The 25,903-nt window shown below is 72.5% G+C and carries 28 protein-coding genes; 9 read left to right on the plus strand and 19 right to left on the minus strand.

Annotated elements, in window-relative coordinates; genetic code table 11:
- Positions 1-35: 35 nt before the first annotated feature.
- The 12 genes from acuI to ACQPXD_RS37045 all read right to left on the minus strand — a co-directional run bounded on the left by acuI (position 36) and on the right by ACQPXD_RS37045 (position 10,499).
- Positions 36-1,019 (minus strand): acrylyl-CoA reductase (NADPH), encoded by a 984-nt coding sequence (acuI, locus tag ACQPXD_RS36990; protein ID WP_432826350.1) that lies wholly within the window; start codon positions 1,017-1,019, stop codon positions 36-38.
- Positions 1,019-1,678, minus strand: coding sequence for an acrylate utilization transcriptional regulator AcuR (acuR, locus tag ACQPXD_RS36995; protein ID WP_432826352.1), 660 nt, complete (start codon positions 1,676-1,678; stop codon positions 1,019-1,021). Before acuR ends, acuI begins: the two co-directional genes overlap by 1 nt.
- A gap of 103 nt (positions 1,679-1,781) precedes the next feature.
- Positions 1,782-2,561 (minus strand): IclR family transcriptional regulator, encoded by a 780-nt coding sequence (locus ACQPXD_RS37000; RefSeq protein WP_432826354.1) that lies wholly within the window; start codon positions 2,559-2,561, stop codon positions 1,782-1,784.
- A gap of 13 nt (positions 2,562-2,574) precedes the next feature.
- Positions 2,575-3,396, minus strand: a complete 822-nt coding sequence (locus ACQPXD_RS37005; RefSeq protein WP_432826356.1) for an alpha/beta fold hydrolase — start codon at positions 3,394-3,396, stop codon at positions 2,575-2,577.
- Entirely contained in the window at positions 3,393-4,367 is a 975-nt protein-coding gene (locus tag ACQPXD_RS37010; protein ID WP_432826358.1) for an ABC transporter ATP-binding protein, read from the minus strand. Before ACQPXD_RS37010 ends, ACQPXD_RS37005 begins: the two co-directional genes overlap by 4 nt.
- Complete coding sequence (locus ACQPXD_RS37015; protein ID WP_432826360.1) at positions 4,355-5,365, minus strand: ABC transporter ATP-binding protein; 1,011 nt, start codon at positions 5,363-5,365, stop codon at positions 4,355-4,357. The genes ACQPXD_RS37010 and ACQPXD_RS37015 overlap by 13 nt, the downstream gene beginning before the upstream one ends.
- Positions 5,362-6,273, minus strand: coding sequence for an ABC transporter permease (locus ACQPXD_RS37020; RefSeq protein WP_432826362.1), 912 nt, complete (start codon positions 6,271-6,273; stop codon positions 5,362-5,364). The genes ACQPXD_RS37015 and ACQPXD_RS37020 overlap by 4 nt, the downstream gene beginning before the upstream one ends.
- Positions 6,270-7,202: an ABC transporter permease gene (locus tag ACQPXD_RS37025; RefSeq protein ID WP_432826364.1), complete on the minus strand. Its 933-nt coding sequence runs from the start codon at positions 7,200-7,202 to the stop codon at positions 6,270-6,272. The genes ACQPXD_RS37020 and ACQPXD_RS37025 overlap by 4 nt, the downstream gene beginning before the upstream one ends.
- A 43-nt stretch (positions 7,203-7,245) precedes the next feature.
- A complete protein-coding gene (locus tag ACQPXD_RS37030) occupies positions 7,246-7,497 on the minus strand; it encodes a hypothetical protein (RefSeq protein ID WP_432826366.1) in 252 nt (83 codons plus the stop codon).
- Between the two features lies 1 nt (position 7,498).
- Positions 7,499-7,816 (minus strand): hypothetical protein, encoded by a 318-nt coding sequence (locus tag ACQPXD_RS37035; RefSeq protein WP_432826368.1) that lies wholly within the window; start codon positions 7,814-7,816, stop codon positions 7,499-7,501.
- Positions 7,817-7,844: 28 nt separating this feature from the next.
- Positions 7,845-8,807, minus strand: coding sequence for a hypothetical protein (locus ACQPXD_RS37040; RefSeq protein ID WP_432826370.1), 963 nt, complete (start codon positions 8,805-8,807; stop codon positions 7,845-7,847).
- 33 nt (positions 8,808-8,840) lie between these two features.
- On the minus strand, positions 8,841-10,499 hold the full coding sequence (locus ACQPXD_RS37045) for an ABC transporter substrate-binding protein (protein WP_432826372.1): 1,659 nt from the start codon (positions 10,497-10,499) through the stop codon (positions 8,841-8,843).
- A gap of 245 nt (positions 10,500-10,744) precedes the next feature.
- On the opposite strand from ACQPXD_RS37045, the gene ACQPXD_RS37050 reads away from it, so the two are divergent.
- Positions 10,745-12,115 (plus strand): MFS transporter, encoded by a 1,371-nt coding sequence (locus ACQPXD_RS37050; RefSeq protein WP_432826374.1) that lies wholly within the window; start codon positions 10,745-10,747, stop codon positions 12,113-12,115.
- Between the two features lie 24 nt (positions 12,116-12,139).
- Here the strand turns inward: ACQPXD_RS37050 and ACQPXD_RS37055 are convergent, their stop codons facing one another.
- The 3 genes from ACQPXD_RS37055 to ACQPXD_RS37065 all read right to left on the minus strand — a co-directional run bounded on the left by ACQPXD_RS37055 (position 12,140) and on the right by ACQPXD_RS37065 (position 15,051).
- Positions 12,140-13,057 (minus strand): fumarylacetoacetate hydrolase family protein, encoded by a 918-nt coding sequence (locus tag ACQPXD_RS37055; protein WP_432826376.1) that lies wholly within the window; start codon positions 13,055-13,057, stop codon positions 12,140-12,142.
- Positions 13,058-13,085: 28 nt separating this feature from the next.
- The gene (locus ACQPXD_RS37060) at positions 13,086-14,126 is read right to left on the minus strand and encodes a cupin domain-containing protein (RefSeq protein WP_432826378.1); all 1,041 of its coding nucleotides are present in this window, start codon (positions 14,124-14,126) and stop codon (positions 13,086-13,088) included.
- A 76-nt stretch (positions 14,127-14,202) separates the two neighbouring features.
- A complete protein-coding gene (locus ACQPXD_RS37065; protein ID WP_432826380.1) occupies positions 14,203-15,051 on the minus strand; it encodes a MarR family winged helix-turn-helix transcriptional regulator in 849 nt (282 codons plus the stop codon).
- A gap of 232 nt (positions 15,052-15,283) precedes the next feature.
- Between ACQPXD_RS37065 and ACQPXD_RS37070 the strand changes: the two genes are divergently transcribed.
- Entirely contained in the window at positions 15,284-16,051 is a 768-nt protein-coding gene (locus tag ACQPXD_RS37070; protein ID WP_432826382.1) for a DUF2470 domain-containing protein, read from the plus strand.
- A 33-nt stretch (positions 16,052-16,084) separates the two neighbouring features.
- Entirely contained in the window at positions 16,085-16,780 is a 696-nt protein-coding gene (locus tag ACQPXD_RS37075) for a CbrC family protein (RefSeq protein WP_432826384.1), read from the plus strand.
- Positions 16,781-16,798: 18 nt separating this feature from the next.
- On the opposite strand, the gene ACQPXD_RS37080 is transcribed toward ACQPXD_RS37075, so the two are convergent.
- Positions 16,799-17,044: a DUF3040 domain-containing protein gene (locus ACQPXD_RS37080; protein WP_432826386.1), complete on the minus strand. Its 246-nt coding sequence runs from the start codon at positions 17,042-17,044 to the stop codon at positions 16,799-16,801.
- 114 nt (positions 17,045-17,158) lie between these two features.
- Positions 17,159-18,049, minus strand: a complete 891-nt coding sequence (locus ACQPXD_RS37085) for an NAD(P)H-binding protein (protein WP_432826388.1) — start codon at positions 18,047-18,049, stop codon at positions 17,159-17,161.
- Between the two features lie 147 nt (positions 18,050-18,196).
- Here ACQPXD_RS37085 and ACQPXD_RS37090 point away from each other — a divergent pair, with 147 nt between their 5' ends.
- Together ACQPXD_RS37090 and ACQPXD_RS37095 are read left to right on the plus strand one after the other, a co-directional pair.
- Entirely contained in the window at positions 18,197-19,411 is a 1,215-nt protein-coding gene (locus ACQPXD_RS37090; RefSeq protein ID WP_432826390.1) for an AAA family ATPase, read from the plus strand.
- Entirely contained in the window at positions 19,408-20,511 is a 1,104-nt protein-coding gene (locus tag ACQPXD_RS37095) for a tetratricopeptide repeat protein (RefSeq protein WP_432826392.1), read from the plus strand. The genes ACQPXD_RS37090 and ACQPXD_RS37095 overlap by 4 nt, the downstream gene beginning before the upstream one ends.
- A gap of 18 nt (positions 20,512-20,529) precedes the next feature.
- Here the strand turns inward: ACQPXD_RS37095 and ACQPXD_RS37100 are convergent, their stop codons facing one another.
- A complete protein-coding gene (locus ACQPXD_RS37100; RefSeq protein WP_432826394.1) occupies positions 20,530-21,786 on the minus strand; it encodes a PKD domain containing protein in 1,257 nt (418 codons plus the stop codon).
- Positions 21,787-21,917: 131 nt separating this feature from the next.
- Here ACQPXD_RS37100 and ACQPXD_RS37105 point away from each other — a divergent pair, with 131 nt between their 5' ends.
- From ACQPXD_RS37105 to ACQPXD_RS37115, 3 genes are read left to right on the plus strand one after another with little or no spacing between them, the layout of a single operon-like run.
- A complete protein-coding gene (locus ACQPXD_RS37105; RefSeq protein WP_432844090.1) occupies positions 21,918-22,640 on the plus strand; it encodes a histidine phosphatase family protein in 723 nt (240 codons plus the stop codon).
- Positions 22,637-22,960 carry a hypothetical protein gene (locus tag ACQPXD_RS37110; RefSeq protein WP_432826396.1) on the plus strand — a complete coding sequence of 108 codons (324 nt, stop codon included), beginning with the start codon at positions 22,637-22,639 and terminating at the stop codon, positions 22,958-22,960. Before ACQPXD_RS37105 ends, ACQPXD_RS37110 begins: the two co-directional genes overlap by 4 nt.
- Positions 22,957-24,009, plus strand: coding sequence for a zeta toxin family protein (locus tag ACQPXD_RS37115; protein WP_432826398.1), 1,053 nt, complete (start codon positions 22,957-22,959; stop codon positions 24,007-24,009). The genes ACQPXD_RS37110 and ACQPXD_RS37115 overlap by 4 nt, the downstream gene beginning before the upstream one ends.
- 13 nt (positions 24,010-24,022) lie before the next feature.
- On the opposite strand, the gene ACQPXD_RS37120 is transcribed toward ACQPXD_RS37115, so the two are convergent.
- Positions 24,023-25,006, minus strand: a complete 984-nt coding sequence (locus ACQPXD_RS37120; protein ID WP_432826400.1) for a YihY/virulence factor BrkB family protein — start codon at positions 25,004-25,006, stop codon at positions 24,023-24,025.
- Between the two features lie 168 nt (positions 25,007-25,174).
- Between ACQPXD_RS37120 and ACQPXD_RS37125 the strand changes: the two genes are divergently transcribed.
- The gene (locus ACQPXD_RS37125) at positions 25,175-25,750 is read left to right on the plus strand and encodes a TetR/AcrR family transcriptional regulator (RefSeq protein ID WP_432826402.1); all 576 of its coding nucleotides are present in this window, start codon (positions 25,175-25,177) and stop codon (positions 25,748-25,750) included.
- The last annotated feature ends 153 nt before the right edge of the window (positions 25,751-25,903 follow it).

A 25,903-nucleotide genomic window follows, 5' to 3' on the forward strand; every position in this document is an offset into this window, starting at 1 on the left:
CGAGGCGCGGATGCCGTCCGCCGGATGCTTCACGATCAGCGGTCCACGTCGACCGCGATGCGGCCTCTGATCCGGCCGGCGAGGAGATCGGATGCGGCCGGGATCGTCTCGCCGAGCCCGATCTCGTGGCTGATCTCCGTCAGCTGGTCCGCGTCCAGCTCGCGGCTCAGCCGGTCCCAGGCGATCACGCGCTTCGTGGAGGGCTGGGTGACGCTGTTGATGCCCAGCAGGCTCACTCCCCGCAGGATGAATGGCGCGACGCTGGCGGGAAGGTCCAGGCCCTGCGCCATGCCGCAGGCTGCGACGGCGCCTTCCGCCCGGGTGCCGGCGCAGACGTTGGCGAGCGTGTGGCTGCCGACGGAGTCGACGGCACCCGCCCATCGCTCCTTGCCGAGGGGGCGGCCGGGCTCCGACAGCTCGGCCCGGTCGATGACCGTCGTCGCGCCCAGGCGCGTCAGGTACCCGGCCTCGGACGGTCGGCCGGTCGACGCGATGACGGAGTAGCCGTTGCGCGCGAGAAGCGAGATCGCGAAGCTGCCCACGCCGCCGCCCGCGCCGGTGACGAGGACGTCGCCGGCGGCGGGCGTCAGGCCATGCGCCTCGAGCGCCATGAGCGAGAGCATCGCCGTGTAGCCGGCGGTCCCGATCGCCATCGCCTGCCGCTCGGTGAGGCCCACCGGCAGCGGGATGAGCCACTCGGATCTCACCCGAGCGAGCTGGGAGAGCCCGCCCCAGTGGCTCTCGCCGATGCCCCACCCGTTCAGGAGGACCCGATCGCCGGGCGCGTAGGCCGGGCTGCTGCTGGACTCCACGACGCCCGCGAGGTCGATCCCCGGCACCATCGGGAACCGGCGGACGACCGGACCCTCGCCGGTGATCGCCAGGGCGTCCTTGTAGTTGAGCGTGCTGTACGACACCCGCACCGTCACGTCTGCGTCGGGGAGCTGGGCCTCATCGAGATCGCGCCGTTCTGCGTGATACCCGGCGTCGCCCTTGTCGACCAGGATCGCGGTGAACATCACATCCCTTTCGATCGGAGCCGGACACCGGCGAGGAAGCCGGTGATGAACACGTCCAGCGGGCGGACGTCGCGAGCCAGTCGTGCCCGCAGGACCGCGCCCTCCCAGCCGATCCAGAAGAACGAGGCGAGCTCGTCGCAGTCGGAGTCGGCGGGGAGCTCGCCGGCTTCCACAGCCAGGCGCAGACAGGCCGCCAGGCGCCGCTCCCAGTCGCGGAGCACGTCTTCGAGCGCGGTGCGGAACGTGTCCGGCAGCGCCAGGATCTCCTGGCCGAGGTTGCCGACGAGGCAGCCGCGCTCGAAGTCGAACCTGGCCATCCCGGCCTTGGCGTCCTCGACGAAGCGCACCAGGCGCTGCAACGGCGCCTGGTCCTCCTCCAGCAGCCAGCGATCGAGCTTGCGCGCGAAGTAGTCCGCGTAGCGCTGCAGCACCTCCAGGCCGAACGCGTCCTTGCTGTCGAAGTAGTGGTAGAACGACCCCTTCGGCACGCCGACGCGCTTCAGGACGGTGTCGATGCCGGTCGCGCTCATGCCCTGCGCGGTCAGGACCTCCATGCCGCAGCGCAGCAGTGCCTCCCGCGTGTCGCCGTGTTCCCGGGCGATCTTCGGCGGCCGGCCGCGACGCGCGGGAGGCACCGCGGGAAGCACTGCACTACTCATACCGCCGAATTTAGACCGACCGTCTCTAAATATCAACAGCGCGCCCCCGGAAGCAGCGGAACGCCTCAGCGGGCCTCGAAGGCCGGTCCTCCGCGAGTACGCCTCAGTGCCGCGCCGGCCCCGAATCGGGGGTGTGCAGGAACTTGGCGCCTTCCAGCCGGTTCGCGACCTCGCGGAGGCCGGACACCATCGCCGGCCGGCGCCCGTCGCCGAATCGTGAGGTCGGGCCGGCCAGGGAGATGGCGGCGGTCACCGATCCGGACGGGCCGCGGGCGGCAACGGCAAGGCTGGACAGGCCTTCCTCGGCCTCGCCGTGGCTGATCGCGAAACCGTCGCGCTCGGCCTGGTCCCGCCAGCGCAGCAGGGTGTCGAGCAGCGCCGGCCCGGTCGGGGACTCCTGGGCGATGCGCTGCAGGTCGCCGGGCGGCGTGCTGATGAGCAGGATCCGTGACGGCGCGCCGACCCACAGCGGTCGCTCGACGCCGAGGTTGGCGACCTGCCGCAGGCCGGAGGTGCCCTCCTCGGCGGCGATGCACATCCGGTGGGTGTCGACGCGAATGTAGACGCTGACCGTCTCGCCGGTCGCGACGGCGAGGGACCGCATGGCCTCCCGGACGGTGGCCGGCAGTTCCCAGGCCCGCTTGGACAGCTGGGCCCAGCGCAGCAGGGCGGGGCCCGCGATGTAGCCGCTCTCGTTCTCCCAGAGCAGGCCCAGTTGGAGCAGCGTCTCGACCAGCCGCAGCACCGTGGTGCGCGGCAGGCCGGTCAGCTCGACCACCTGCCGGGGGGTCAGCACCGGTCGGGAGTCGCTCAGCAGCGACACAATTTCCAGCGCCCGGCGAGCGCTGCGCACACCGGTCATGGGTTCGGCGGCCGTCGTCATAGTCGGAGGGTACCTAACTGCATTGTGGCTGATACATGCGTCGGATGGCGTGCGCCACCAGGTCGGGTGCCTCGATGAGGCTGAGGTGTCGGACCCCGGGAATCACGTGGAGGGTGGACCGCCCGATGCGCGCGTGGAGGTCCTCGGCCATGGCGAGCGGCGTCGCGTAGTCGTGCTCCCCCACCACGACGGCGGTGTCGACGGCGATGCCCTCCACCGCGGCCCGCAGGTCGGCGCCGCCCATCATGCGGCAGGCGGCGGCGTAGCAGCCGGCGTCGCCCGCGAGCAGGTCGTCGACCCAGCGTCGCGTCCCGGCCGGGTCGCGGGCCCGCAGTTCGTCGGTGAACCACCGGGACAGCTGGAACTCCACCACCGACGGCAGGCCGTTCTCCTCGACCGCGCGGGCCCGGGCTTCCCACCGCTGCGGCGCGTCCGGCCCGTACCACGCGGTCGTGTCGACCAGGGCCAGCCCGCCGACCCGGGCGGGGTGGCGGACCGCGAAGGCCTGCGCGACCATGCCGCCCATCGAGGCGCCGCCGACGCTCACCCGCGACCAGCCGACCGCGTCCAGGACGTCGCCGAGGTCGTCGGCGAAGGTGTCCAATGTGTACGGTCCGGGCAGGCGGGCGGACCGGCCGTGACCCCGGCAGTCGTAGGTGAGCGCGACCGTGTCGCCCAGTGCGGCGACGACCGGCCGCCAGACGTCCCCGGTGAGCCCGAGCGAGTGGACCAGGGCCAGCCGCGGCCCGTTCCCGGCCCCGTCGGGGGTGTGGATCGTGTAGGCGAGCTCGGCCCCATCCCGGGCCGTGGCCACGCCCCGCCGCTCCGTGATCACCGCTGGACCCCCAGGTGACAGGCGTACCAGTGGCCGTCCGGCGTGCGCTGCAGCGGCGGGCGCTGCACGGTGCACCGGTCCATGACGAACGGGCAGCGGGGATGGAACGCGCAGCCGGTCGGCGGGTGCAGCGGCGAGGGCACCTCCCCGGTCAGCACGAGGTCGGCCTTCCCGTCGTCCGGGTGGGCCGGCAGCGACGCGGCGAACAGCGCCCGGGTGTAGGGGTGCACCGGGCGCTGGAACAGTTCCTCGGCCGGGGCCCGTTCGACGATCCGGCCGAGGTACATCACCGCCACCTCGGTGGCCAGGTAGCGCACCGTGGCCAGATCGTGCGCGACGAGGATGAACGCCACGCCGTGGTCGCGCTGGAGGTCCTTGAGCAGGTTCATCACCTGGGCCCGGATGGATACGTCCAGGGCCGACACCGGCTCGTCGAGCACGATGAGCTTGGGCCGGGAGACCAGGGCGGCCGCCACGGCGATGCGCTGGCGCTGGCCGCCGCTGAACTCGTGCGGGTAGCGCACGGCGAGGTCCGGGCGGAGGCCGACCTGCTCCAGCGCCTCGGCGACGCGCCGGCGCCGGTCGGCGCGGGTGCCGATCCGGTTGGCCGCCATGGCCTCGGCCACGATGTCGCCGACCCGCATGCGCGGGTTCAGCGACGCCCACGGGTCCTGGAAGACGGCCTGCACGTCGGTGCGGTAGCCGCGCAGTTCGTTGCCGCGCAGCGACTCGATGTCCCTGCCCTCCAGCAGAATCCGGCCCGAGGTCGGGGTCAGCAGGCGCAACAGCATCCGGGTCGTGGTGGTCTTGCCCGACCCCGACTCGCCGACGATGGCCAGGGTCTGGCCGGCCTCGACCGAGAAGCTGACCTCGTCGACGGCGTTGACGTAGCCCGTCACCCGCCCGGTGAGCGGGTGGTGCGGCCCGGGGAACCGCTTGGCCAGGTTCTCCACCGTCATCAGGCCGGCCATGACGGATCCAGCCTCCAGCACGCCGCCGTGTGGTTGAGCGACACGTCGTACACCTCCGGATATTGCTGCGTGCACTGCGGGCGGGCGTGCCGGCACCGGTCGGCGAACCGGCAGCCCACCGGCAGCGCGGCCGGGTCGGGCGGGTAGCCGCCGAGGGAGTACAGCCGGTCCACCCGTTCGGTCAGCTTCGGCACCGACGCGATGAGGGCCTCGGTGTACGGGTGGGCCGGGTGGTCGAAGATGTCCCGGACCGGCCCCTGCTCGACGATCCGGCCCGCGTACATCACCGCCACCCGGTCGCACATCTTGGCCACGATGCCGAAGTCGTGGGTGATGAACAGGATCGCCATCCCGGTCCGCTCCTGGATGCCGCGCAGCAGGTCCAGGTACTGCAGCTGGATGGTCACGTCCAGCGCGGTGGTCGGCTCGTCGGCGATGAGCAGCTCCGGCGCGCCGGCCGTGGCGATCGCCCCGACGACCCGCTGTTTCATCCCGCCGCTGAGCTGGTGCGGATAGGCGCGCAGGCGGCTCTCCGGGGCGGCGATGCGCACGTCCCGCAGCGCCGCCACGGCCCGCTGCCGCGGCTCGCCGCCGCCCTCCCCCGCCGTGGCCAGCGCCTCGATGACCTGGTTGCCGATCGTGAACACCGGATTGAGCGAGGTGTGCGGGTCCTGCAGGATCATCGAGATGTGCCGCCCGCGGACCATCCGCATGTCCCGGTCGGGCAGCGTCACCAGGTCGACGCCGTTGAACCGGATCTCGCCGCCCACGATGCGGGGGCCGCGCCGGGGCAGCAGGCGGAGGATGGACAGCGCGGTCATCGTCTTGCCCGACCCGGACTCCCCCACGATGCCGAGGGTCTCGCCGGGCATGACGTCGAAGCTGACCCCGTCGACCGCGCGGACCGGGCCGCGGGCCGTGCGCACCTGGGTCCGCAGGTCGCGGACCTGCAGCAGCGGGGCGCCGTCCGGGCGGTCGAACACGGGTGTTGCGCTCATAGCCCGACATTCCTCTGCTTGGGATCGAAGCGCTCCCGCACCCAGTCGCCGACCAGGTTCAGCGACAGCACGGTGAGCAGGATGGTCAGGCCCGGGAAGAACGACACCCACCACGAGTCGATGATCAGCGACCGGCCGTCGGCCACCATCGTCCCCCAGGACGGGTTGGGCCGGGGCACGCCGACCCCGAGGAAGCTCAGCGTCGACTCCAGCAGGATGACCTGACCGACCTCGAGCGTGGCCAGCACCACGACGGTGTTGAGGATGTTCGGCAGCACGTGCCGCCGCATGATCGACAGGCTCGAGCTGCCGGCGACCCGGGCCCGGTCAACGAAGTCCCGCCGGCGGATGCTCAGCGTCTCGCCCCGCACGATCCGGGCGAACGGCGTCCACGACACCAGCGCGATGACCGTGATCACCGTGGCGAAGCTCGGCCCGAACACGGCGGCCAGCACCATCGCGATGAGGATGGTGTGGAATGAGTTCATGATGTCGCACAGCCGCATGATGATCATCTCGACCCAGCCGCCCAGGTAGCCGGCGAGCACCCCGAGCAGGGAGCCGAGCATCGCGGCCAGCAGGATCGAGGCGCCGGCGACGAGCAGCGAGACCCGGGCGCCGAAGACGAGCCGGCTGAGGATGTCCCGCCCGATCATGTCGGTGCCCAGCGGGTGGGCGGTGCTCCCGCCCGGGACGGTGCCCAGCCCCTCGAGGGTGTGCGGGGCCACCCAGGCCGGCGGCAGCAGCCGGTCGGACAGCGTGCCCTGCACCGGGCTGGGGATCACGTGCCAGGCCACCAGCACGTTGGCGAAGACGGCCGGCACGATCAGCACCAGGAACAGCAGCACGAACGGGACCACCGGCAGGCCGCGCAGCCGCGACCGGCGGGTGCGCATCACGTCGGTCATGACCGGCCTCCCACCGCTCGGATCCGTGGGTCTATGACGCCGTAGAGGAGGTCGATGACGAAGGTCATCACGACGTACACCAGGGCAAAAAACATGACCACCGTCTGCACCACCGGGAAATCGCGCGCCTGCACCGCCTCGATGGACAGCAGTCCCACGCCGGGCCAGGCGAAGACGGTCTCGGCCACGACCGAGCCGGACACCAGCGAGGCCAGGATCAGCCCGAAGTAGGTGACCGGAGCGAGCGCCGCGTTGCGCAGGCAGTGCTTCCAGATCACCAGCGTCTCGGACAGCCCTTTGATCCGGGCCAGCTTGACGTATTCGGTGTCCAGAACCTCCAACATGGACGATCGCAGCAGCCTGGTCAGCGCGGCGACCGGGAACAGGCCCATCGTGACGGCCGGCAGCACCAGGTGGGTCCAGTCGCCGATCCCGGACGTGGGCAGCCAGCCCAGCTCGACCGAGAACAGCCACATCAGCATGATGCCGAGCCAGAACGTCGGCATCGACTGGCCGAGCAGGGTGCTCCCCATGGCCGTCCGGTCCAGCAGGGTCCCCCGCCGCACGGCGGTGAGCACCCCCAGCGGCAGGGCCACGACCAGGCAGACCACGATGGCGGCGCCGGCCAGCTCCAGGGTCGCGGGGAGCCGGCTCACCAGCAGGCTCCCCGCGCTGGACCCGGTCCACTTGAGCGACTCGCCGCCGCCGCGGGTGAACAGGTTGCCCAGGTAGACCAGGTACTGCGTGACCAGGGGCCGGTCCAGCCCCCAGGCCCGGCTGACCCGGGCCACGTCGTCCGGGGTCGACTCCGGGCCGAGCAACACCTGCAGGGGGTCGCCGGTGAGCCTGGTCAGGAAGAAGCCGACCACGCTCACCGCCCACAGGGTGACCACCGCCTGGAGGGCGCGCTTCACCGTGTACCGGAACAAGGACCCTCCCCGGGTGGCTGTGTCCGCTCGGCCCGGCCGACGCTCATCTCGTCGCCAGCGATCCGTGCCAGATCGAGTGCAGGCCCTCGGTCGAGCGGATGCCCTTGCTGCGCAGCGAGGCCCGCAGCGCGTTCGGGCTGTCCGCGTCGACGAGCACGAACAGGTACCCGTCCTCGGTCAGGTGGACGTTGGCGTACCGCACGCCGAAGTCGTCCGGTGCGGCCGGGTCGGAGTCCATCAGCCGCTCGATCTCCTCGGCCGCCGCGTTCGGCCGGACCATCACGGACCAGCGCATCTCACACCACCTTGCGGACGTTGTCGATGGGGGCCACCTCGGCCAGGCTGCGCACCACGCGGTGCACCTCCGCCGGGCCGATCGGCATGCCCCGCGCCTTGTGCGAGTCCACCACCGCCTGGGCGTCCGGGGCGTCGCTCACGCAGCACCCGTGGCCGTCCATGGCCATGAGGATGTTGAAGTACCGCACCCCGAACTCGTCCACCTTGCCCTCGCGGACCTCGGTGATGACCTGCTTCATCAGCACACCCATGGCGTCGGAGTGGTACGCGTCCTGCCAGACCACCGGTTCCTCGTGAAAATCAATGAACGTCGCCATCGATCAGCCTTTCCTCCCGTCTGCCGAACTAGTCGAGCCGGACACACTTGTGCACGGTGTGGTGGTTGGCGAGGTAGATGTTTCCCTGCGAGTCCAGCGCCATGCTGTGCGCGAACCCGGCCGGCAGCTTCGCCTGCACTTCCCCGTCCGGGCTGAAGATGGTGATGTAGAACGGGACGGAGAAGTCGATCTCGTCGAGGAAGTAGTCGCTGGGGTGCTCGCAGACGGCGATGTTGCCGTCCGCGAGCTGGGCCAGCGAGGCCGGCGTGCGCACGTCGGTCCACATGTCGATGAAGCCGCCGTAGCGGTCGAACACCTGCACGTTGTTGCCGAAGCGGCTGGCGACGTACACCCGGCCGTCCCCGGTGGCGAGGACGGCGTGCGGCAGGTGGAAGTTGCCGGCCCCCTTGCGCCCCCACTTCCCCCACGACTGGATCAGCTGCCCGTTGCTGTGGAACCGGTGCACCCGGGCGTTCTTGTAGCCGTCGGCGACGTAGAGGTCACCCCAGGGGCTCGGCACGATCTGGGCGGGGTAGTTGAACGGCCCCGCCTCCTTCGTGACCGGGTCTCCCTTGTGGACGGCGCCGGTGTCGGCGTGCACCCGGTGCTCGCCGATCACCCGCAGGATCTTGCCGTCCAGGGTGTAGATCAGGCACTTCGACGCGTCCTTGTCGCAGACGTAGAGCATGTCGTTGGCGATGTGCAGGCCATGCGCGCTGATCGTGGCGCCGGTTCCCCAGCTGTCGATCTGGTTGCCCTCCGAGTCGCAGATGAAGATCAGCGGCATGTCGGCGGACTCGATCAGCCCTTTGTCACCCCGCCGGTCCTGAGGGACGCTGATGAATACCCGGTCGCGGGAGTCGACCGCGACGTCGCACGGATGCGCTCCGCCCGGGGTCGTCGGCTTCAGCCAGTTCCTGATCACCTGGTAGCGGTACTTGCCGTCCGAGATGATCTCGACCTCTTGTGTCTCGGTGCCTACGTCGAGCATGACCTTCCTGTCCTCTAGTGCCGGGCGATTCCGCTAGTGCCGGGCGTTTTCGAAGTGGGAGTACACCGCGGCGATGTCGCCCGGGAACTGGTAGTCCGAGACCACGCCCGGGTCGCGGACGATCTGCCCCGGGATCCACAGCAGCGGCAGTTCGGCGTACAGATCGAACTTCAGGTCGCCGATCCGCTGCATCAGCGCCGTGCGCTGCGCCGAGTCCGACGACGCGGCGAGCTGCTTGTAGGCGTCGTCGATCTCCTTCACCGGTTCGGCGGTCACCGAGCCGTCGGAGCCGGACTGGGTGTAGGACTGCAGCAGCTGCAGGGTCGGCCGATAGCTCACCAGCCACGGCACCAGGACGTTGCGCAGCTTCGGATCCTTGGCCTTGGACATCGCGATGACGTCCTGGCTCTGGTACGTCTGGAGCTTCACCTTGAGCCCGATCGCGGTGAGATTCTGCGCGATGGTCTCGGAGATGGACGCCGACTCGGGCAGCGCCGTGTAGCTCACGGTGGCCACGGTGAGGTCGAACCCGTTCGGGTAGCCGGCCTCGGCCAGCAGGGCCTTGGCCTTGCCGGGGTCGTAGCCGTACTTGCTGTCGAACTCGTCGTCCCAGCGGGAGTTCCAGTAGTCGCCGGTCGGGTAGTACGACATGTTCTTCATCAGCTGGACGCCGCCGGTGGAGAAGAACGCCTTCACGATGCCGTTGCGGTCGACCGCCCGGTTGATCGCCTCGCGGACCTTCGGGTTGACCACCGGCACCGACGCGTCGTAGTTGGGCAGGCCCGGGTAGAGCACCCCGCCCATGGTGAACTCGACCCCGGTGGACGGGTTGGCCGCGGTGGTGATCTTCTTGCCGCTCTCGACCAGCCGGGGCTGCAGGGCCCGCGGTACCGCCACCATGTGGGCTTCCTTGTTGAGCCCCATCGCCTGCATGGTCGCCGCCTCCGGGACGAACCGCAGCTCCAGCTCGTCGAAGTCGGGCGTCTGGCGCCAGTGGTTCGGCACCTTCTTGAACAGCATGGACTGGCCCTGCGCCCGGCTGACGAACTCCCACGGCCCCGTGCCGACCGGCCCGACCGTGGGGTTGCGGATGGCCGCCACCCCGTCCTTCTGCAGCTGCTTGCCGCTGTGCATGAACAGGGTGCCGACCTTGGCCGACATCATGAACGGGAAGTCGACGTAGGGCTTGAGCAGGTGGAAGACCACGGTGTGGTCGTCCTTGACCTCGATGTTCTTGCGGACCTCGTCGGGCGTCTGGCCCAGCAGGCTGCGCAGCCGCCCGGCGTCGCTGGTCACCGCGCCGTCCTGGGTGGTGAGGGCGTAGTTCTCCACGACATCGGCCGCGGTGAACTCGCCGTAGCCGCGGTGGAACTGGACTCCCTTGCGCAGGGTCACCGTCCAGGTCTTCGCGTCGCCGGCCTGCTCCCATTTCTCGGCCAGCCCGGGCACCAGCTTGCCGGTCTTGGCCTCGACCGCGATCAGCGCCTCGAGGCAGTGCCGTAATTGCAGGTTCGTCGCCTGGGAAAGGCCTTCCCAGGTGACATTCGTCTCTTTGTCCGGCGGGCCGAGGGCGACAATCAGCCGGCCGGTGGAACTGGTGCTGGAGGGTCCCGTCTTACAGGCACCCAGGACGGCCAGACTCGACAGGCCGAGCGCACCGAGCAACACATTGCGCCGAGATATCTCGATCATTCGTTTCCTCCTTCCGTCGCTGTGGACGGACAGCTGAACAATGCTTGACGGCCGCTCCCTGGCGTGGGTTGGGGTGTCCACCAGGCGGTTAGTCTTGACTGTAGAGCGGACGGTTGAGGTACTATAGGTTGCCCGCTCAAGCGCCGTCAAGCGCCCTTGACCTGCATTGCAGGGTAGGAGAGACATGTCGAACCGTGCCTAGCCCCCCGGGTCCACTTCCCGGGCGGACGAGGGTGTTCGTTCTGGTGACAGCGACGTTGTTCACCGTTTCCATCGACCAGACCTCGGTGCTTTCCGGGCTCACCGCGATCCGTTCCGGACTCGGCGTCGCCCTGCCCTGGGTCGCCTGGGTGGTGGCCGGCTATTCATTGGGCCAGATGATCGCGCTGCCCACCGCCGGGCTATTCGGCGCCCGGTTCCCCCGCAAGCGGATATTCCTCATCGCGGTGGCGGTTTTCGCCGTGACCGGCTGCGCGGCGGCCGGCGCCGGAAATATCTATGAACTGATCGCCTGCCGGACTATTCAGGGATTCGCCTACGGCACGCTCGTGCCCACCGCGACCGGAATCGTCTCGCACTATTACGGCGCGGGGCGCAAGCGGGCCATCGCCCTGTTCACCAGCGCCATCACCACCGGCGCGATCATCGGCCCGGCGGTCGGCTCGGCCGTCGTGCTGGGCCCCGGCTGGCGGGCGCTGTTCCTGGTGTCGGTGCTGCCGCTGGCCCTGGCCTTCGCCGCCGGCACGGCGCTGATCGGCCACACCGGGGCGCCCGGCGCCGCCAAGGCCCTGGACGTGCCGGGCGTGCTGCTGCTGGCCGCGACCGTGCTCACCGCGACGCTGGCCATCACCGTGCTGGGCAAGGGCGAGCTCCCGCTCGCCATCATGCTCGCGCTGCTGGCCGGGCCCGGAGTCTGGCTGATCCTGCGCCGGTCCCGGCGCCACTGCGCGCCGCTGATCCCGGCCGCACTGCTGACCGGCCGGCACTTCGGCGCGCTCAACCTCACCAACCTGCTCTTCGGCGCGGCCGCGATCGGCTCCAACGCGATGGTGCCGACCTACGCCCAGCTGCGCTACGGCCTCGGCGCCGCCGCGGCGGGGACGCTGTTGACGGTCCGTGCCATCGGCATGGCCGGCTCGTCCACCGTCACCTCGCTGCTGATCCGCCGCTACGGCTCCCGCCGCCCGGCGCTGGCCGGCCTGGCCGGCCTCGTGGCCGGCCTGCTCATCCTGGTCCTGCCGCCGCCGCTCGGCCTGCCGCACTATCCGTGGCTGCTGGCGGCGGCCGGGCTCAGCGGCGTCTGCGCCGGGCTGGCCGCGCCCGGGATCACCGTGGCCCTGCTGCACGTGGCCCCGGCGCAGACCGCCACCATCACCGGCATGCGCAGCATGTTCCGCCAGACCGGGTCGATCCTCGCCGTCTCGCTCACCGCCGCGGTCGCCGGGCTGAGCGCCGACCAGGGCGCCGCGCAGGCGTGCGCGTTCGCGGTGCTGGCCGGGCTGGCCGCGCTCGCCTTCCTGTTCCTGCGCACCGTGCCCGAGGACGCCCCGGCCGACGAGGCCGGGAACGCGGAGGCCGGGCACGAGGAGACCGGTCAGGCCGCCCGCGCGGCCTGACCGGTCGTCCCGGCCGGAGCCGGATCAGCGGCGCTCGCGGACCGCGGTCAGGGCCGCCGGCGGGACCGGCCCGCGGCCCCGGCCCAGGGTGGGGCAGGCGGCCGTGGTGGTGGCGTCGACCGTCGCCGCGAGCCGCCCGACCCGGGTGATCTCGACGACCACCTCGTCGCCGTCGTCGACCTCGCCGACCCCGGCCGGCGTGCCGGTCGCGATGACATCGCCCGGCAGCAGTTGCATGACCGAGCTGATGTAGCCGATGAGCCGGGGCACGTCCCACACCAGGTCGGCCAGGTCGGCGCGCTGGCGCAGCCGCCCGTTGACCCAGGTGTGCAGCTCCAGCTCGGCCACGTCGCCGACCTCGTCCGGGGTGACCAGCCGGGGCCCGGCCGGGGTGAACGTGTCGAACGACTTGCGGGTCGAGCGGTCCTCGCCGCCGCGCATCGTCATGTCCAGCAGGCACGTGTAGCCGGCCACGTACCGCAGCGCGTCGGCGGGCGCGACGTGGCTGGCCGGCCGGCCGATCACCACGGCCAGCTCGCCCTCCTGGTCGAAGCGGCGGTCCGCGTAGGGCAGCCGCACCACCGCGCCGTCCCCGACCAGCGACGACGGTGCCTTGAGGAACACGCCGAGCCCGTCCACGGCGAAGTCCGAGCTCATCTCGGCCTGGTGGTCGCGGTAGTTGACGGGCGCCGCGACGATCTTGCTCGGGTCGGGCACGGGCGGCAGCAGCCGCGCCACGTCGGCCACGCCGGCCGACGCCGCGAACGTGCTCAGCGCGGCCGGATCGAGGCCGGCGGTCAGCAGGCGCCGCATGAGGCTGACGCCGCCGGCCGGGCCCAGCGCGCCCACCAGCGGTGCGGTGATGTCGCGGACGGTACCGTCGCGATCGGCCACGCCGAGCCGCTCCTGCCCCGCCGGGTCGAGGAAACTCAACAGCTGCATGGATTGCCTTTCCTGAGACGGTATCCGGTCACGATTGCTGCTCCCGGTAGAGCCCGAGCGCCGCCAGCACCGGCGCGTCGCTGGTCACGAAGAGGTCGAGGTCGGCCTCGGCGGTCAACCGCAGCGGAGCCCAGGACGGGATCGCCACGATGTCGCCCTCGGACAGCGCGAAGGACCGCCCGCCGATCTCGGCCCGCGCGGTTCCGTGCAGCACGCAGCCGACCCGCGCCCCGGTCTGCCGGTGCTCCGGGACCGCCACGCCGGCCGGCACGCGCAGCATCTCGCACCGCATGGTCGGCATGACGTCCCGGCCCGAGGCGGGGTCGCTGAACCGCACGTGCGCGTAGCGGGCGCCCGCGTCGAGCCGGCGGACCAGGGCCCGCTCGGTGTCGGCCCACCGGTAGGCCAGCAGCGGCGAGCGGCCGGCCGGCGGCTCGACCCCGACCGGCACCAGGCCCGGCCCCCCGCCGTGCAGCCGCTCCGACCGGCTCGAGTCCGGGGTGGACACCGTCACCGTTTCGCTCTCCCCCTCCTCGAAGAAGACCGCGTCGAGCGCGGCCACCATCGGCAGGTCGAGCACGTCGAGCCACATCATCGGCGCGTCGCCCGAGTTGTGGTGCTCGTGGAAGGTCCAGCTCGGCGTGAGGACCAGATCGCCGGCCTCCATCGGGATCGGATCGCCGTCGACCACCGTCCACACTCCGCGGCCCGCGAGCACGAACCGCAGCGCGGCCGGCGTGTGCCGGTGGGCCGGCGCCTGTTCGCCGGCGCCGAGGTACTGCACCGCCGCCCACAGCGTCCCGACCGCGTACGGCTGGCCGTCGAGCCCCGGGTTCGCGCACGACAGCACGCGCCGGTCGCCGCCCCGGTCGACCGGGATCAGCTCCCCCGCCCGGCCGGCCAGCTGGAGCAGCACGTCCGACTTCCACGCGAACGGCACGGCGCGCGTCCTCGGCTGCGGGGTGAGCAGACCGTGCAGCTCCCAGAGCGGCTGCAGGTCGTGCTCGGCGAGCTGCTTGTACAGCAGGTCGACGTCGGGGTCCTCGGACGCGAATCGCTTGGTGGCCATGGCCCTCCTCGCCGAATAAACCGTGTACGTACTATATCGATCGTAGGAAGGTACGACGCGGGGCGTCAAGCGACGATCAGCCGAGCCGGGTCAGCAGCGAGACCAGCGAGGCCCCCTGCGCCGCGGTCAGCGGCTCCAGCAACGCCTCCTGCACCTGCCGCACCTTCGGCGTCAGCCGGGTCAGCACGCGCCGGCCGGCGGCGGTCAGCTCCAGCTCACTGCGCCGCGGATCCCGGGCCTGCGTGCGATGGTGCAGCAGCGCCCGGCCGGCCAGCCGGGCGACCACGTCGGCCGCGGACGACTGATCCAGCCAGGCGAGCGAGCACAGCGTCACCTGGTCCATCCCGGGCCGTTCGGCCAGGCTCACGAGCACGCCGTACTGCGGTCCGGTCAGCTCCCGGCCGACCAGATCGGCCCACAGCGCGGTGTGCACCTGCTGCGAGCGGCGCAGCAGGTAGCCGGGGGTGGTGGCGAACGCGAGCACCGGCGCCTCCGCCGCCGGCACGGCCGGCGCCGGCCCGCCCCGGAACGCGAGCAGGCGCAGCAGGCGGACCAGCGCCGGCCGCTGGGCGGCCGTCAACCCGCCCAGCAGGTCGGACTGGACGAGCGCCGCCTGCTCGGTGATCCCGGGCAGCTCCCGCTCGGCGTCCTCGGACAGCCGCCACAGCCGGCGCCGCCGGTCGGCCGGATCGGCCGCGCCGGCCAGCCAGCCCCGCTGGTCCAGCCGCCGCACCACGTCGCTGGCCGTGTTCTTGTCCAGCCCGGTCAGCTCGCCGAGCCGCCGCTGGTCGATCGGCCCTTCGGTCGCCAGCGCGGCCAGGACGCCGTACTGCGGGCCGGTCAGCGCCCGCTGGAAACGCCCCTGCCACAGCAGCACGTGCACCTGCTGCGCGCGGCGGATGAGGAAGCCCGGAGCCGTCCTCATCGCGACATACCGTTCGGTCGCGGTCACCATCTCTGTTCATCTGTCGTGCCGGGAGCCGGGGTCAAGAGGCCCAGCCTACGGCACGCTCGGCGTCGGCCAGTCCGCCGCCGCGGCCGAGCGACCCCGTCGCGCGTCGGTGTCCGCCCTCAGCTCGTGTCGCGCGGCGGCGCGGCCCATGATGTAGGTTAGGCTAACCTAAATTGCGCTCGGCCTGAACGAGGAGGTGGCCGCCATGGGGCCGACCCGTGCGGAAGTGGCCCGGACACTGGCGTACGGACGGCTGCCGGGCAAGCTCCAGCGGGCCGGGTCGTGGGACGTCGTGCCCGTCGCACATGCCACCGACAGCGCGGGGCGTCCGCTGCTGCTCGCCCGGACCGGCAGCGGCGCGGATCGCGACCTGTCGGACCTGGCCCGCCGGCGGTCGACCGTCGTGCTCACCGTCGACGACGTACCACCGCTGCCGAACTCGCCGAGCCTGGGCCGTGTCCGCGTCGCCGGCCACCCGGTCCGGCTCGATCCGGTCGAGGCCCGCGCGGCCGCCCTCGAGTTCGCGCGGGCGAACCCGGCAGCCGATCTGCTCGACGTCGGCCTCGGCACCACGATGTACCGCGCGGAAGTCGAGCGGGCCGCCATCCGGGACGGACACGTCTGGCACGACCTCGAGCCGTCCGACTACGCGTCGGCGTCACCCGACCCGCTCCACGAGGACGAGCAGGACCTGCTGCTCGACCTCGCCGGGCACCACGCCGCCGAGATCGGCGCCTATCTCACCCGCCGCCTGGCCGCGACCGGCCTGCAGGTCCGCCCGGCGGGCACCATGCCGGTCCGGCTGGACCGCTACGGCTTCACGATCGACACCACCACCGCCACCGTCACCGCCCGCACGCCGCGCTGGCTCCGCCTCGACTTCCCGCAACCGGTCCGCGACCGGCCCGAGCTCGCCCACGTCCTGCACGGCGTGCTGTTCCACGGCGACACGCACATCGACACCGGCCAGTGACCGGCCCGCAGCGGGATGGCATGCTGCGGACCCATGGCCACCTTCGTTGAGCTCGGCATCTCGGTGCCGCTGTTTCTGGGCGATGTCACGTGCGTCGAGGGCTTGGCGGAGGCGCGCAACTGCGCGCTGTGCGGCCGGCGAGGCCCGTGTCCCCCGCTCGACGACGTGCTCGTGCCCTGCCCCGGCTGCGGGGCTCAGGTGTGCGTACGCCCCAGGAAACGGGCAACCGACCGACGGGATCCCTGCCCGCGCTGCCACACGCAGGCCGACCTGCACGGCGTGCTCACGCCGGACGTGGCCGAAGCGCTGCGACAGGGACTGCCAGCGCGGCTGCACGGCTGCGTGTGGTGCCTGCGGGCCGGCCGGTGGGCGCAGGCTCACGTGACCGAGGCGGGCGCGGTCGGCTGGGAGCACGGCGGCGGACCGGACTGGCGGACCGACCTGCTCCGCACCCCCCGCTACGCGACCTTTCAGGGTGAACGCTGGCTGTTCTGCCACGAGCTTCCCATGGTGTACCTCGGCGAGTGGGGACGCCTCGACTTCGACGCCGCGCGGCCCGGCGCCGGACGCGAACTCTTCGCCGGCATCGTCCTCGACGTCGACCCGGCCGACGTCGAGGACGCGTGGGAGTCCGGCCTCGGACCGACGGGCGACGCGTCCGACCTCAAGGTCTACGCGTTCCGTTGCCAGCGATGCGCGGCGCTGAGGACGCACAGCGACGCCGGCTGACCGGGGTGGCGGTCAGCGCTACGGGTACCACAGACCCGCGCCGACGCCGAGCATCGAGACGGTCAGCAGCATCAGGCTCAGGTCGCGGGCGAGCAGCCCGGCCGGGATGCCGCAGGCGCCCGAGAGCATCGCCGCCGTCGCCAGGCGGTAGCGCCAGCGGCGCACCGGCTCGAACCGGGTCAGGGCGCGCGAAAGCGCCGGGTCGTCGTCGGCCAGCTGCCGCTCCAGCTGCCACAGACGCCACCGTTCGTCGTCGCTGAGCACACGTCACCCGTTCGCCCCGGCTGCCTGGACGAGCGACATTCTCGACACCGATTACGACGAACCTGCGGAGACATTGTGACAATGCCGCGACACCCGCGGGGCGGCGTGGCCGGTTCACGCCGCGGCCTGCTCCCGCAGGGCGAGCCGGACGGCATCGTCGAAGCCGATCGGCGGGTCCGGGACGATGTCGTCGATGCTGTGCTCGTGAACCACGACCTCGGTGCGCAGCGAGTCGACGAGGTTGCGGGCGGTCGGCATGTCGACGTCGGTCACCAGCGCCAGCCACGCCGCGGACAGCCGCGGGGTGAGCAGCGGCACGGTGACGTTCGGGACGGGCCGGCCGCGGATCCGGGCGGTGCGCTGGAGCATGTCGACATACCGCAGCACCTCCGGGCCGCCGATTTCGTACACCCGGCCGCGCGCCGGCCGCGGTTCGAGCACCCCGACCAGGTAGCGGATCACGTCCGGCAGCGCGATCGGCTGGGTGCGGGTGCCGGCCCAGCGGGGTGTGACCAGCATCGGCAGGTGCTCTACCAGCTGCCGGGTGATCTCCCAGGCGATACTGCCGGGCCCGATCACCACCGCGGCCCGCAGCGCGGTCACCGGCACCCGGCCGGCCATCAGCAACCGCTCCACCTCGCGCCGGGATCGCAGGTGCTCGCTCAGCCGCGTGCCGCTTTCACCGAGCCCGCCCAGATACACGATCCGCTCGAGGCCGGCGTCCGCGGCGGCGGCGGCGAAGTTCCGGGCGGCCTGCGCATCCCTGGCCGCGAAATCCGCCGACCCCAGCGCGTGGACCAGGTAGTAGGCGGCGTCCGTCCCGTCCAGCGCACCGGACAGGCTCGCGGGGTCGCTGACGTCGCCGTAGACCGGCACGCCGGCGCCCCGGTAGCGGTCCGGATGCCGGGTCATCGCCCGGACCGCGTACCCGCGCTCCACCAGCGCCGGCGCGAGATGGGACCCGATGAAGCCGGAAGCGCCCGTCACCAGAACAACCCGTGCCACCCGCACGCCATACCCCGCCACAGCGCCCACGAACCGGCACGCCCCGGTTGCCGGGCCGAATCCAATGTGACGGTCGTCGATGGGACGCCGCCGCGCCCGGCGGTCCGGTATTCTCGCCCGGCGAAGGCGTGGAAGGGACGTGACGGGGTGTCTGGCGCGCTGATCGACAGTCTGCGTGCGGCCGTGGCGGCGCGGCCCGACGACGTGACGCTCCGGGTGCACCTGGCGGGCGTGCTGCTCGACGCCGGCCGGCAGGGCGAGGCGGTCGCCGAGGCCGCCCAGGCGCTGCAGCGCGACCCGGCCAGTCCCGCCGCTCAGGACCTGATGCGGCGGGCGCTCTCCTCCCCCGCCGCGCCACCCGCGGACGACGCCCCGGACCCGCTGGCCGCCTACGAGCAGGAGCTCTCCGGCGTCGTTCCGCCGCCCTTCGACCGCTCGCCGCGGCCGGGCGTCGCCGAGCCGGTGGCCGGGGACGCGGACCGGATCTTCGACGTCGAGCGGGTCCGTGCCCGGCTGGCCGACGTGGGCGGCATGGAGGCGGTGAAGCGGCGGCTCGAAGTGGCGTTCCTCGGCCCGATGCGCGACCCCGCGCTGCGCCGGCTGTTCGGCAAGAGCCTGCGCGGGGGCCTGCTGCTCTACGGCCCGCCCGGCTGCGGCAAGACCTTCCTGGCCCGGGCGCTGGCCGGCGAGCTCGGCGCCGCGTTCATCTCGGTGGGGATCGCCGAGGTCCTGGACCTGTGGATCGGCAGCTCCGAGCGCAACCTGCACAGCCTCTTCGAGGCGGCCCGCCGCAGCGCTCCCTGCGTGCTGTTCCTCGACGAGATCGACGCCCTGGGCCACAGGCGCAGCAGCCTCGGCTCCGGCGCGATGCGCACCGTCGCCAACCAGCTGCTGGCCGAGCTCGACGGCGTCGACAGCGTCAACGAGGGCGTCTTCGTTCTCGCCGCGACCAACGCGCCGTGGGACGTCGACCCCGCGCTGCGCCGCCCCGGCCGGCTGGACCGCACCGTCTTCGTCGCGCCCCCGGACGCCGAGGCCCGGGCCGCGATCCTCGAGTACCATCTGCGCGACCGTCCGATCGCGGCGATCCAGATCGATCCGCTGGTCCGCGCCACCGCCAACTTCTCCGGCGCCGACCTGGCCCACCTGTGCGACGCCGCCGCCGAGCTCGCCCTGCACGACTCGCTGACCACCGGTGAGGTGCGCATGATCGAGCAGCGCGACCTCGTGGCGGCCCGGCGAGAGGTCCGCCCCTCGATCGGCAGCTGGCTGGACACGGCCCGCAACGTCGTGCGGTTCGCCAACGAGGGCGGCGCCTACGACGACCTGGCCGCCTACCTCAAGCAGCGCAAGCTGCTGTGAGCACCCCCACCACCGGCCAGAGCGCGCGGGCCACGGCCCTGCGCTCCGCCCGCAACCTGCACGACATCGGCCGCTACGCGCAGGCCGAGCGCGTGCTGCGCGACCTGCTGGCCACCGACCCCGACGACGCCGAAGCCCTCACGAGCCTGGCCGACTGCCTGCGGCACCGCAACGACCAGGCCGGCGCGGTGCGCGCCGCGGCCGCCGCGGTCGCCGCCGCCCCCGGCAACGTCGAGGCCCACCGCCAGCACGCCTTCTCCCTCAGCGCGGCCGGCTGGCACAACAGGGCCGTTGCCGCCGCGGACCGCGCCCTCGCGCTGAGCCGGACCGCGCTCACCCACGGCTGCCGCGCCACGGTGCTGGAGGCCGCCGGCCGCCTGGCGGAGGCGTATCCCGCGGCCAAGGAGGCGGTGCGCCTCGATCCCACCAACTCCGGCCTGCTGACCCTGCTCGGCGACATCCTGCTCGCAGCCGGCGATGTCCGGGGCGCCCGGCACGCCTACCGCCGGGCGCTGCGCGCCGCACCCGACAAACCGGGTGGTTTGGGCATCCTCGCCTACACCTACGAGGCCGGCTGGCGCGACGGCACCGCCATCCGCCTCTACCCGCAGGTCATCCGCGACAAGCCGACCAACCCGTATTACCCCGCCGCGCTCGAGCGCGCCCTGCAGCGCTACCCCTGCCGCTGGGCCCTGCCCGGTGCCGTCGTCGCCGTCGTCGCCGCGGTCGCGGCCGCTGCCACCCCGGCACCCGCCGTCGCGCTGGCCGTGGCCGGCATCGCGCTGCACGCCGCGCTGCTGACCTGGGCCTATCGCGGCGTGTGGCGGATCCAGCGCCACCACCGGGCCGCCGGCGACGGCCGGTTCGCCCGGTTCGCCTCGCCGCTGACCGTGGCGCTGGTGCCGTTCGTCCTCCTGGCACTCCCGCCCGTCGTCCCGCTCGCAGCCGGCCCGCTGGCCCTGCTGGTGAGCATCCTGGCGCTGGCGTGCTCCTTCCCCGGCCTGTTCTTCCTCGGCGTCAGCACCGAGCAGGCCGCCCAGCGCCTGGGCAAGCGCATCCGCTTCCGGCGCGAATTGCGCACTCACCGCAGCACCGCCTAGCGGCCGGTCCGGCGCCGGCTACGCCGTGGGCAGCAGGCCGATGCGGCCGTGGTACTCCCCGCCCATCCGGTCGGTGTCGGAGCCGACGATCAGCCCGGCCGGGCAGGCGACCAGCACGCCGACCCCGACCCCGCGGCTATGCGTGGGGTTCCACGGCAGCGCGGCGCCGGTGGCCGGATCGAGGGCGGCGATGCCGGGCCGGGACACCGCGCCCGGGCCCGCGCTCTTGTGCCCGGCCGGGTTGTCCATCCACTGCTGGTGCCCGCCGACGTAGACGGCGGCCCCGGTGACCGCGACCGACCACAGCGTGTTGCCGCCGGTGCGGTTCACCCACACCGGCGGATGGTCGCCGCTCCCGGCGAGGTCGAACCGGGCGGCGCTGTCGCACATCCGGGTCCGCCCGGACAGGCCGCCGGTGGCCGTGACGGCGAACCAGGTGCCGTCCGGGGCGAAGTCCACACCGCGCAGATAGCTGTCGTACAGCGAGTTGCACCGGGAGGTGTAGGCGCCGGTGGACCAGTCGGCCACCGCGGGCGCCGGGCCGGCGAGGTCGGCGACGAGGAGCTGCGCGCGGCGCCGGCCGGCGGCGGTGTCGAAGGCGCCGACGGCGGCCAGCCGCGCGCCTCCGGCGGTGACCGCGACCGCCTCCACCTTGACCAGGCCCCGGTCGGCGCGGGCCAGCCGCAGGTCGAACGCCGGGTCGGTGGCGCCGGTGGCCGCGTCGAGGCGGGCCAGGCCGACCCGGGGCAGGCCGCCGATGGTGGTGAAGGTGCCCCCGGCGTACAGCCACGGCCCGGCGGCGGCGAGCGTGCGGATCTGTCCCTTGCCGGTCGTGGCGGTGAACCCGGGCACGACCTGCCCGGTGGCCGGGTCCAGCTGCACGAGCCCGGTCCGCGGCACGCCGTTGACGTGCCCGAACCGGCCGGCGACGAACACCCCGCCGCCCGGCGCCGCCGCGAGGGCCGTGACCGGCCCGTCCAGGTCCGGGGCGGCGTCGAGGATGCGGCCGGTGCCGAGCTGGAACGCGAACAGGTGCTTGCGCCGGTAGCGGACCCCGGTGGCGGCGTCGGCGACCGCGCTGAAGTTGCCGCCGACCACGACCAGGTCGCCGGTCACGGCGATCGCGTCCACCGTGCCGTCCAGCACGTTCGGCGTCCAGGCCACCGGCCGCTCGCTCACCACACCGGACTGCTCGAGCCCGGCCGCCGCCGGACCGGCCAGCGCGAGGGCGAGCAGCAACACCGCCGGAGCGAACAGCCGACGTACCGCGATCACAGTCTCTCCTCACCGCCGCTGCCTGACCACAGGTCCAACGAGCCGCCACCGCCGCTGGTGGCGGGCGACCGTCACACCGCACGGAAACGCTGGTGGGCCGGGCAGACGGCTGACAGTATCGATGCGTGAGCATGGGACTCGCGGCGCTGGCGATCGTGCGGCACGGCCAGAGCGAGGCGAACGCCGCGTTCGCGGCCGCGGCGGCAGCGGGCCGGCTGGACAGCGGCATCACCGGCCGGGACGCCGACGTCCCGCTGACGCGGCTCGGGCAGGCGCAGCTGGCGATGCTGGGCGCGTGGCTGGCCGAGCAGTCCGCCGACGAGCGGCCGCAGGTCGTCGTGTGCTCGCCGTTCCGCCGTGCGGTGCAGAGCTGGCAGGCGGCGCGGGCCGCGGCCGAAGCGCGGGGGGTGCGGCTGCCGGACGCGACGGTCGACGCCCGGCTGGGCGATCGGCACATGGGCGAGCTGGAGCTGATGACCGCGGCGGCGATCGCCGCGCGGTTTCCGGCCGAGGCGGCCCGGCGCGCCCGGGAGGGTGAATTCGGCTACCGGCCGCCCGGTGGCGAGTCCTTCCAGGACATCGCCGGCCGCCTGTCCGCGGCCCTGGCCGATCTGGACCGCGACCATCCCGGGCAGCGGGTGTGGTTGATCGCGCACGACGCCGTCGTGTTGACGGCCCGGTTCGTGCTCGAACCGCTCTCGGTCGCCGAGCTGGTCGCCGTCATGGCGGCCGGCGCGGTGGAGAATGGCTCGGTCACTCGGTTCCACCGGGACGAAGGCGTCCTGCGATTGACCGAGTACAACATCGTTCGTCATCTGACCGGCCTCGCCACGGACTCGAGGAGACAGCAGTGACCACGCCCGACCCGGAACGCGAAGACGACTCGGTGCTCGGCCGGCTGCCATCGGCGAGCTACGACCCGGATACGGTCGCCGCGTTCGAGCTCACGCAGCAGCTGCTGCGCAACGCGATCGGCGTCTGCTCGGCGCGCCGGTGGGAGCTCGAACATCCCGGGCCGGACGACCGGGTCGACCCCGGCGAGCTCAGCGCGACGATCGCCGCGCAGTCGCGGTTCGCCGACCTGTTGCGGGACCTCGACCTTGACGATCCGGCGCGGGTGGCACAGATCCGCGAGGAGTGCGCCGCCTTCCTGCGCGAGGCGTATCAGCGGTGACCGGGGCGGCGGACGACACGCTCCCCGAGGAGGAGAACGAGCGGATCTTCCGGCAGGAGATCGTGCCGCGCTACCTCGACCGGGCCGTGCCGCAGCAGCGTCCGGTGGTGGTCATCGTCGGTGGCCAGACCGGTGCCGGAAAGTCGGCGGTCACGAAGATGGTGGAACGCGCCATGGGCGAGCGGGGCTCGTTCGCCAAGATCAATATGGATGACTACAACCCCTGGCATCCCCGGTTCACGCAGTGGCAGCGCGAGGACGAGGCCGCCGCCAGCGCGCGGGTGCGCCCCGACGGCGACCGGTGGTGGGAGAAGGCGCAGCAGTACGCGATCGACAACCGGTTCAACGTGGTCCTGGAATCCGCGATGCGGTCCCCGGCCGAGTTCGAGGAGATCGCCGAGCGGTTCCGCGGCGCGGACTACCACGTCGAGGCGGCGGTTGTCGCGGTGTCCCCGGCGACGAGCCGTCTGGGCATCCTGAGCCGGTACCAGGACGAGCTCGAGGCGACCGGTCGCGGCAGGTACATCGAGCCGGCCGTGCACGACGAGTGCCTCGACGGGGTCGCGCGCGGCGCCGCGGCCGTCGACACCGGGCGGCTGGCGCACACCGCGTTCGCGTTCCGCCGGTCCGGTGAGGTGGTCTACGCCAATCAGATCGGCCCCGACGGGGCCTGGAAAGCCCCGGCCGGCTTCGCCACAGCCATCGAGCAGGAGCAGCGCAGGCCCTGGACGGACGCGGAACGCGCGTGGTACCGGCGGGAGACGTCGTCGCTGCGCGATCGGGTCGATCCGGCGCACCGGTCCGAGCTGGACGCCATCGACCGGGTCGCCGAGCCGAATCTCGCGGACCCTGAGGAGCCGCAGGCATTCGATGCGGCGGCCGAGCGCCTGCAGCGCGCTCGAGCGTCGCTCGCTCAGGCACGGGAGCGATACGAGCAGGATGCCGCGGCCGAGGAGCGCGAGCGCCGCGACGGCCTCGACGAGCGGGGCGAGCACCGGCGCCCGGCCGAGCCCCAGGCTCGCGAGCCCGAGCAGCAGCCCGAACGCTGATCACCCCGTTGGGTCACCGCGCCTCGGAGCGCGACCAGCCGACCTTGATCTGCTCGAAACCCTTGAACCGCTGGGCTTCGGCGTACATCGTGTACGCGCGCCGGTCGGCCTCGGTGAGGTCGGCGTTGTCCGTGAACGGGGTCAGCAGGGCCCGCGGCCACAGCCGGTGGTTCGCCACCATGTTGATCTCGGCCGAGAGCATCAGCACGAACGCCTGCAGATAGATCCAGGCGAAGGCCGCCAGCACCACGCCGAACACGCCGTAGAGCGCGCTGGCGTGGCTGAGGCGGTGGGTGACGAAGCGGGTCCCCTCCGTCTGCAGCACCGCCCAGCAGGCCGCGGCGATCAGCCCGCCCGTGACGACCCGGCGGGTCGGCAGGTCCCGGGCCGTCAGCAGCCGCATCGCGGCGGTGAACAGTGCGGCGTTGATCGCGAACGACAGCAGGTAACCCAGCAGCCGCAGGCCCGGACCCAGGGCCGCGGTGACCGCGCCGACGACGGCGACCAGCGTCGTGGCCACCGTCGACAGCAGCACCGCGCCCCCGAGCATCAGCAGCAGCACGAAGCTGCGCAACCGGGACCGTACCGGATTCGGCTGCGCGTTGCGGGGTACCGCGTAGATCTGGTTGAACCCGGCCTGCGCGGACTGCATCGCGCCGAGCCCGCCGTAGAGCGCGCCGGCCACCGTGATCACGAGCCGGGTGCCGCTGCCGCGCAGCTCGCGGACGTTGCCGTGCAGCTGTGGCCCGATGACCGGCACGCCGGCCAGCGCGGACTGCGCCAGCTGGTGCCGCAGACCGGGATTGGCCTCCAGGAAGAACCCGAGTGCGCTGAGGAACAGCAGCACCAGCGGGAACAGCGAGACGAAGCCGTAGTACGTCACCATCGCGGCGAGGTACGGGCCGCGGTCGTCGAAGAACTTGTACGCGACGGCGATCGGAAAACCCACCCAGCTGTGCTCGCGCTGGTACCGGTCGAGGCGGGCGGCGACTGTCACGCCGACGCCCTACCCGCCCGCCACCTGGTCACGCCGCCTGGAACCGTTCCTCGTCGGCCAGGTTGATCGAGGCGATGAAGCCGACGGCCAGCACATCCCATTACGAGACACCGTGCTCGGTAACGATAACCAAATCGGTACACCGTGTCCAGTAAGTAGGATGGCGCGATGGATGCGAAGCACGGTCGAGTCGGCAGACCGCGCAGCGAGGCGGCCCGGGCGGCCGTGCTCTATGCGGTCGACGACCTCCTCGTCGAGGAGGGCTATGCGGCCATGACCCTCAAGGGCATCGCGGAGCGCGCGGGAGTCTCGCGGCAGACGATCTACCGCTGGTGGTCGACCAAGGCCGAGATCCTCTTCGAGGCCTCCTGGACGGATGCCGCGGAAGAACTCGCCGTCCCGGCCGGCGACACACCGCTGGCCGAGATCACCGCATTCCTGGAGGCACTGGTCCGCTTTCTGGTCCGCTCTCCGGCCGGCGCCGCCTATCGTGCCCTGCTGGGTGAGGCCCAGCACGATGCCGCCGTCGCCGGGCTGCTCGCCTCGAAAGACGTCCTCGGCGACAGCGCGAAGGTGGTGATCGAGCGGGCGATCGGAACCGGCGCGCTGCCGGTCTCCGTGGACCAGGCGAGCGCCCTCCTGGTCGGCCCCGTCTTCTTCTGGATGCTCAGCGGACGGGACCCCGCCGCGCTGGAGGTGCCGCGCCTCGCGGAGCGGTTCCTCGCCGACATGCGGCAGCGGTAGCCGGGCCGCGGCCCGGCAATGTACTCCTCGCCGTTGCGGTCGAATGGGTGTAAGCAGGGCATAAGGTGGGTCCGACGGAGTGTGGGAGTGTCGCATGGGGCCGGTCGCGTCGCCGACGGGGCGGGATCCGCCCGTTCGGGCCGAAACAGTCCG

The sequence above is a fragment of the Dactylosporangium sp. CA-092794 genome, assembly GCF_050948465.1.
In the GTDB taxonomy this organism is placed as follows: Bacteria; Actinomycetota; Actinomycetes; order Mycobacteriales; family Micromonosporaceae; genus Dactylosporangium.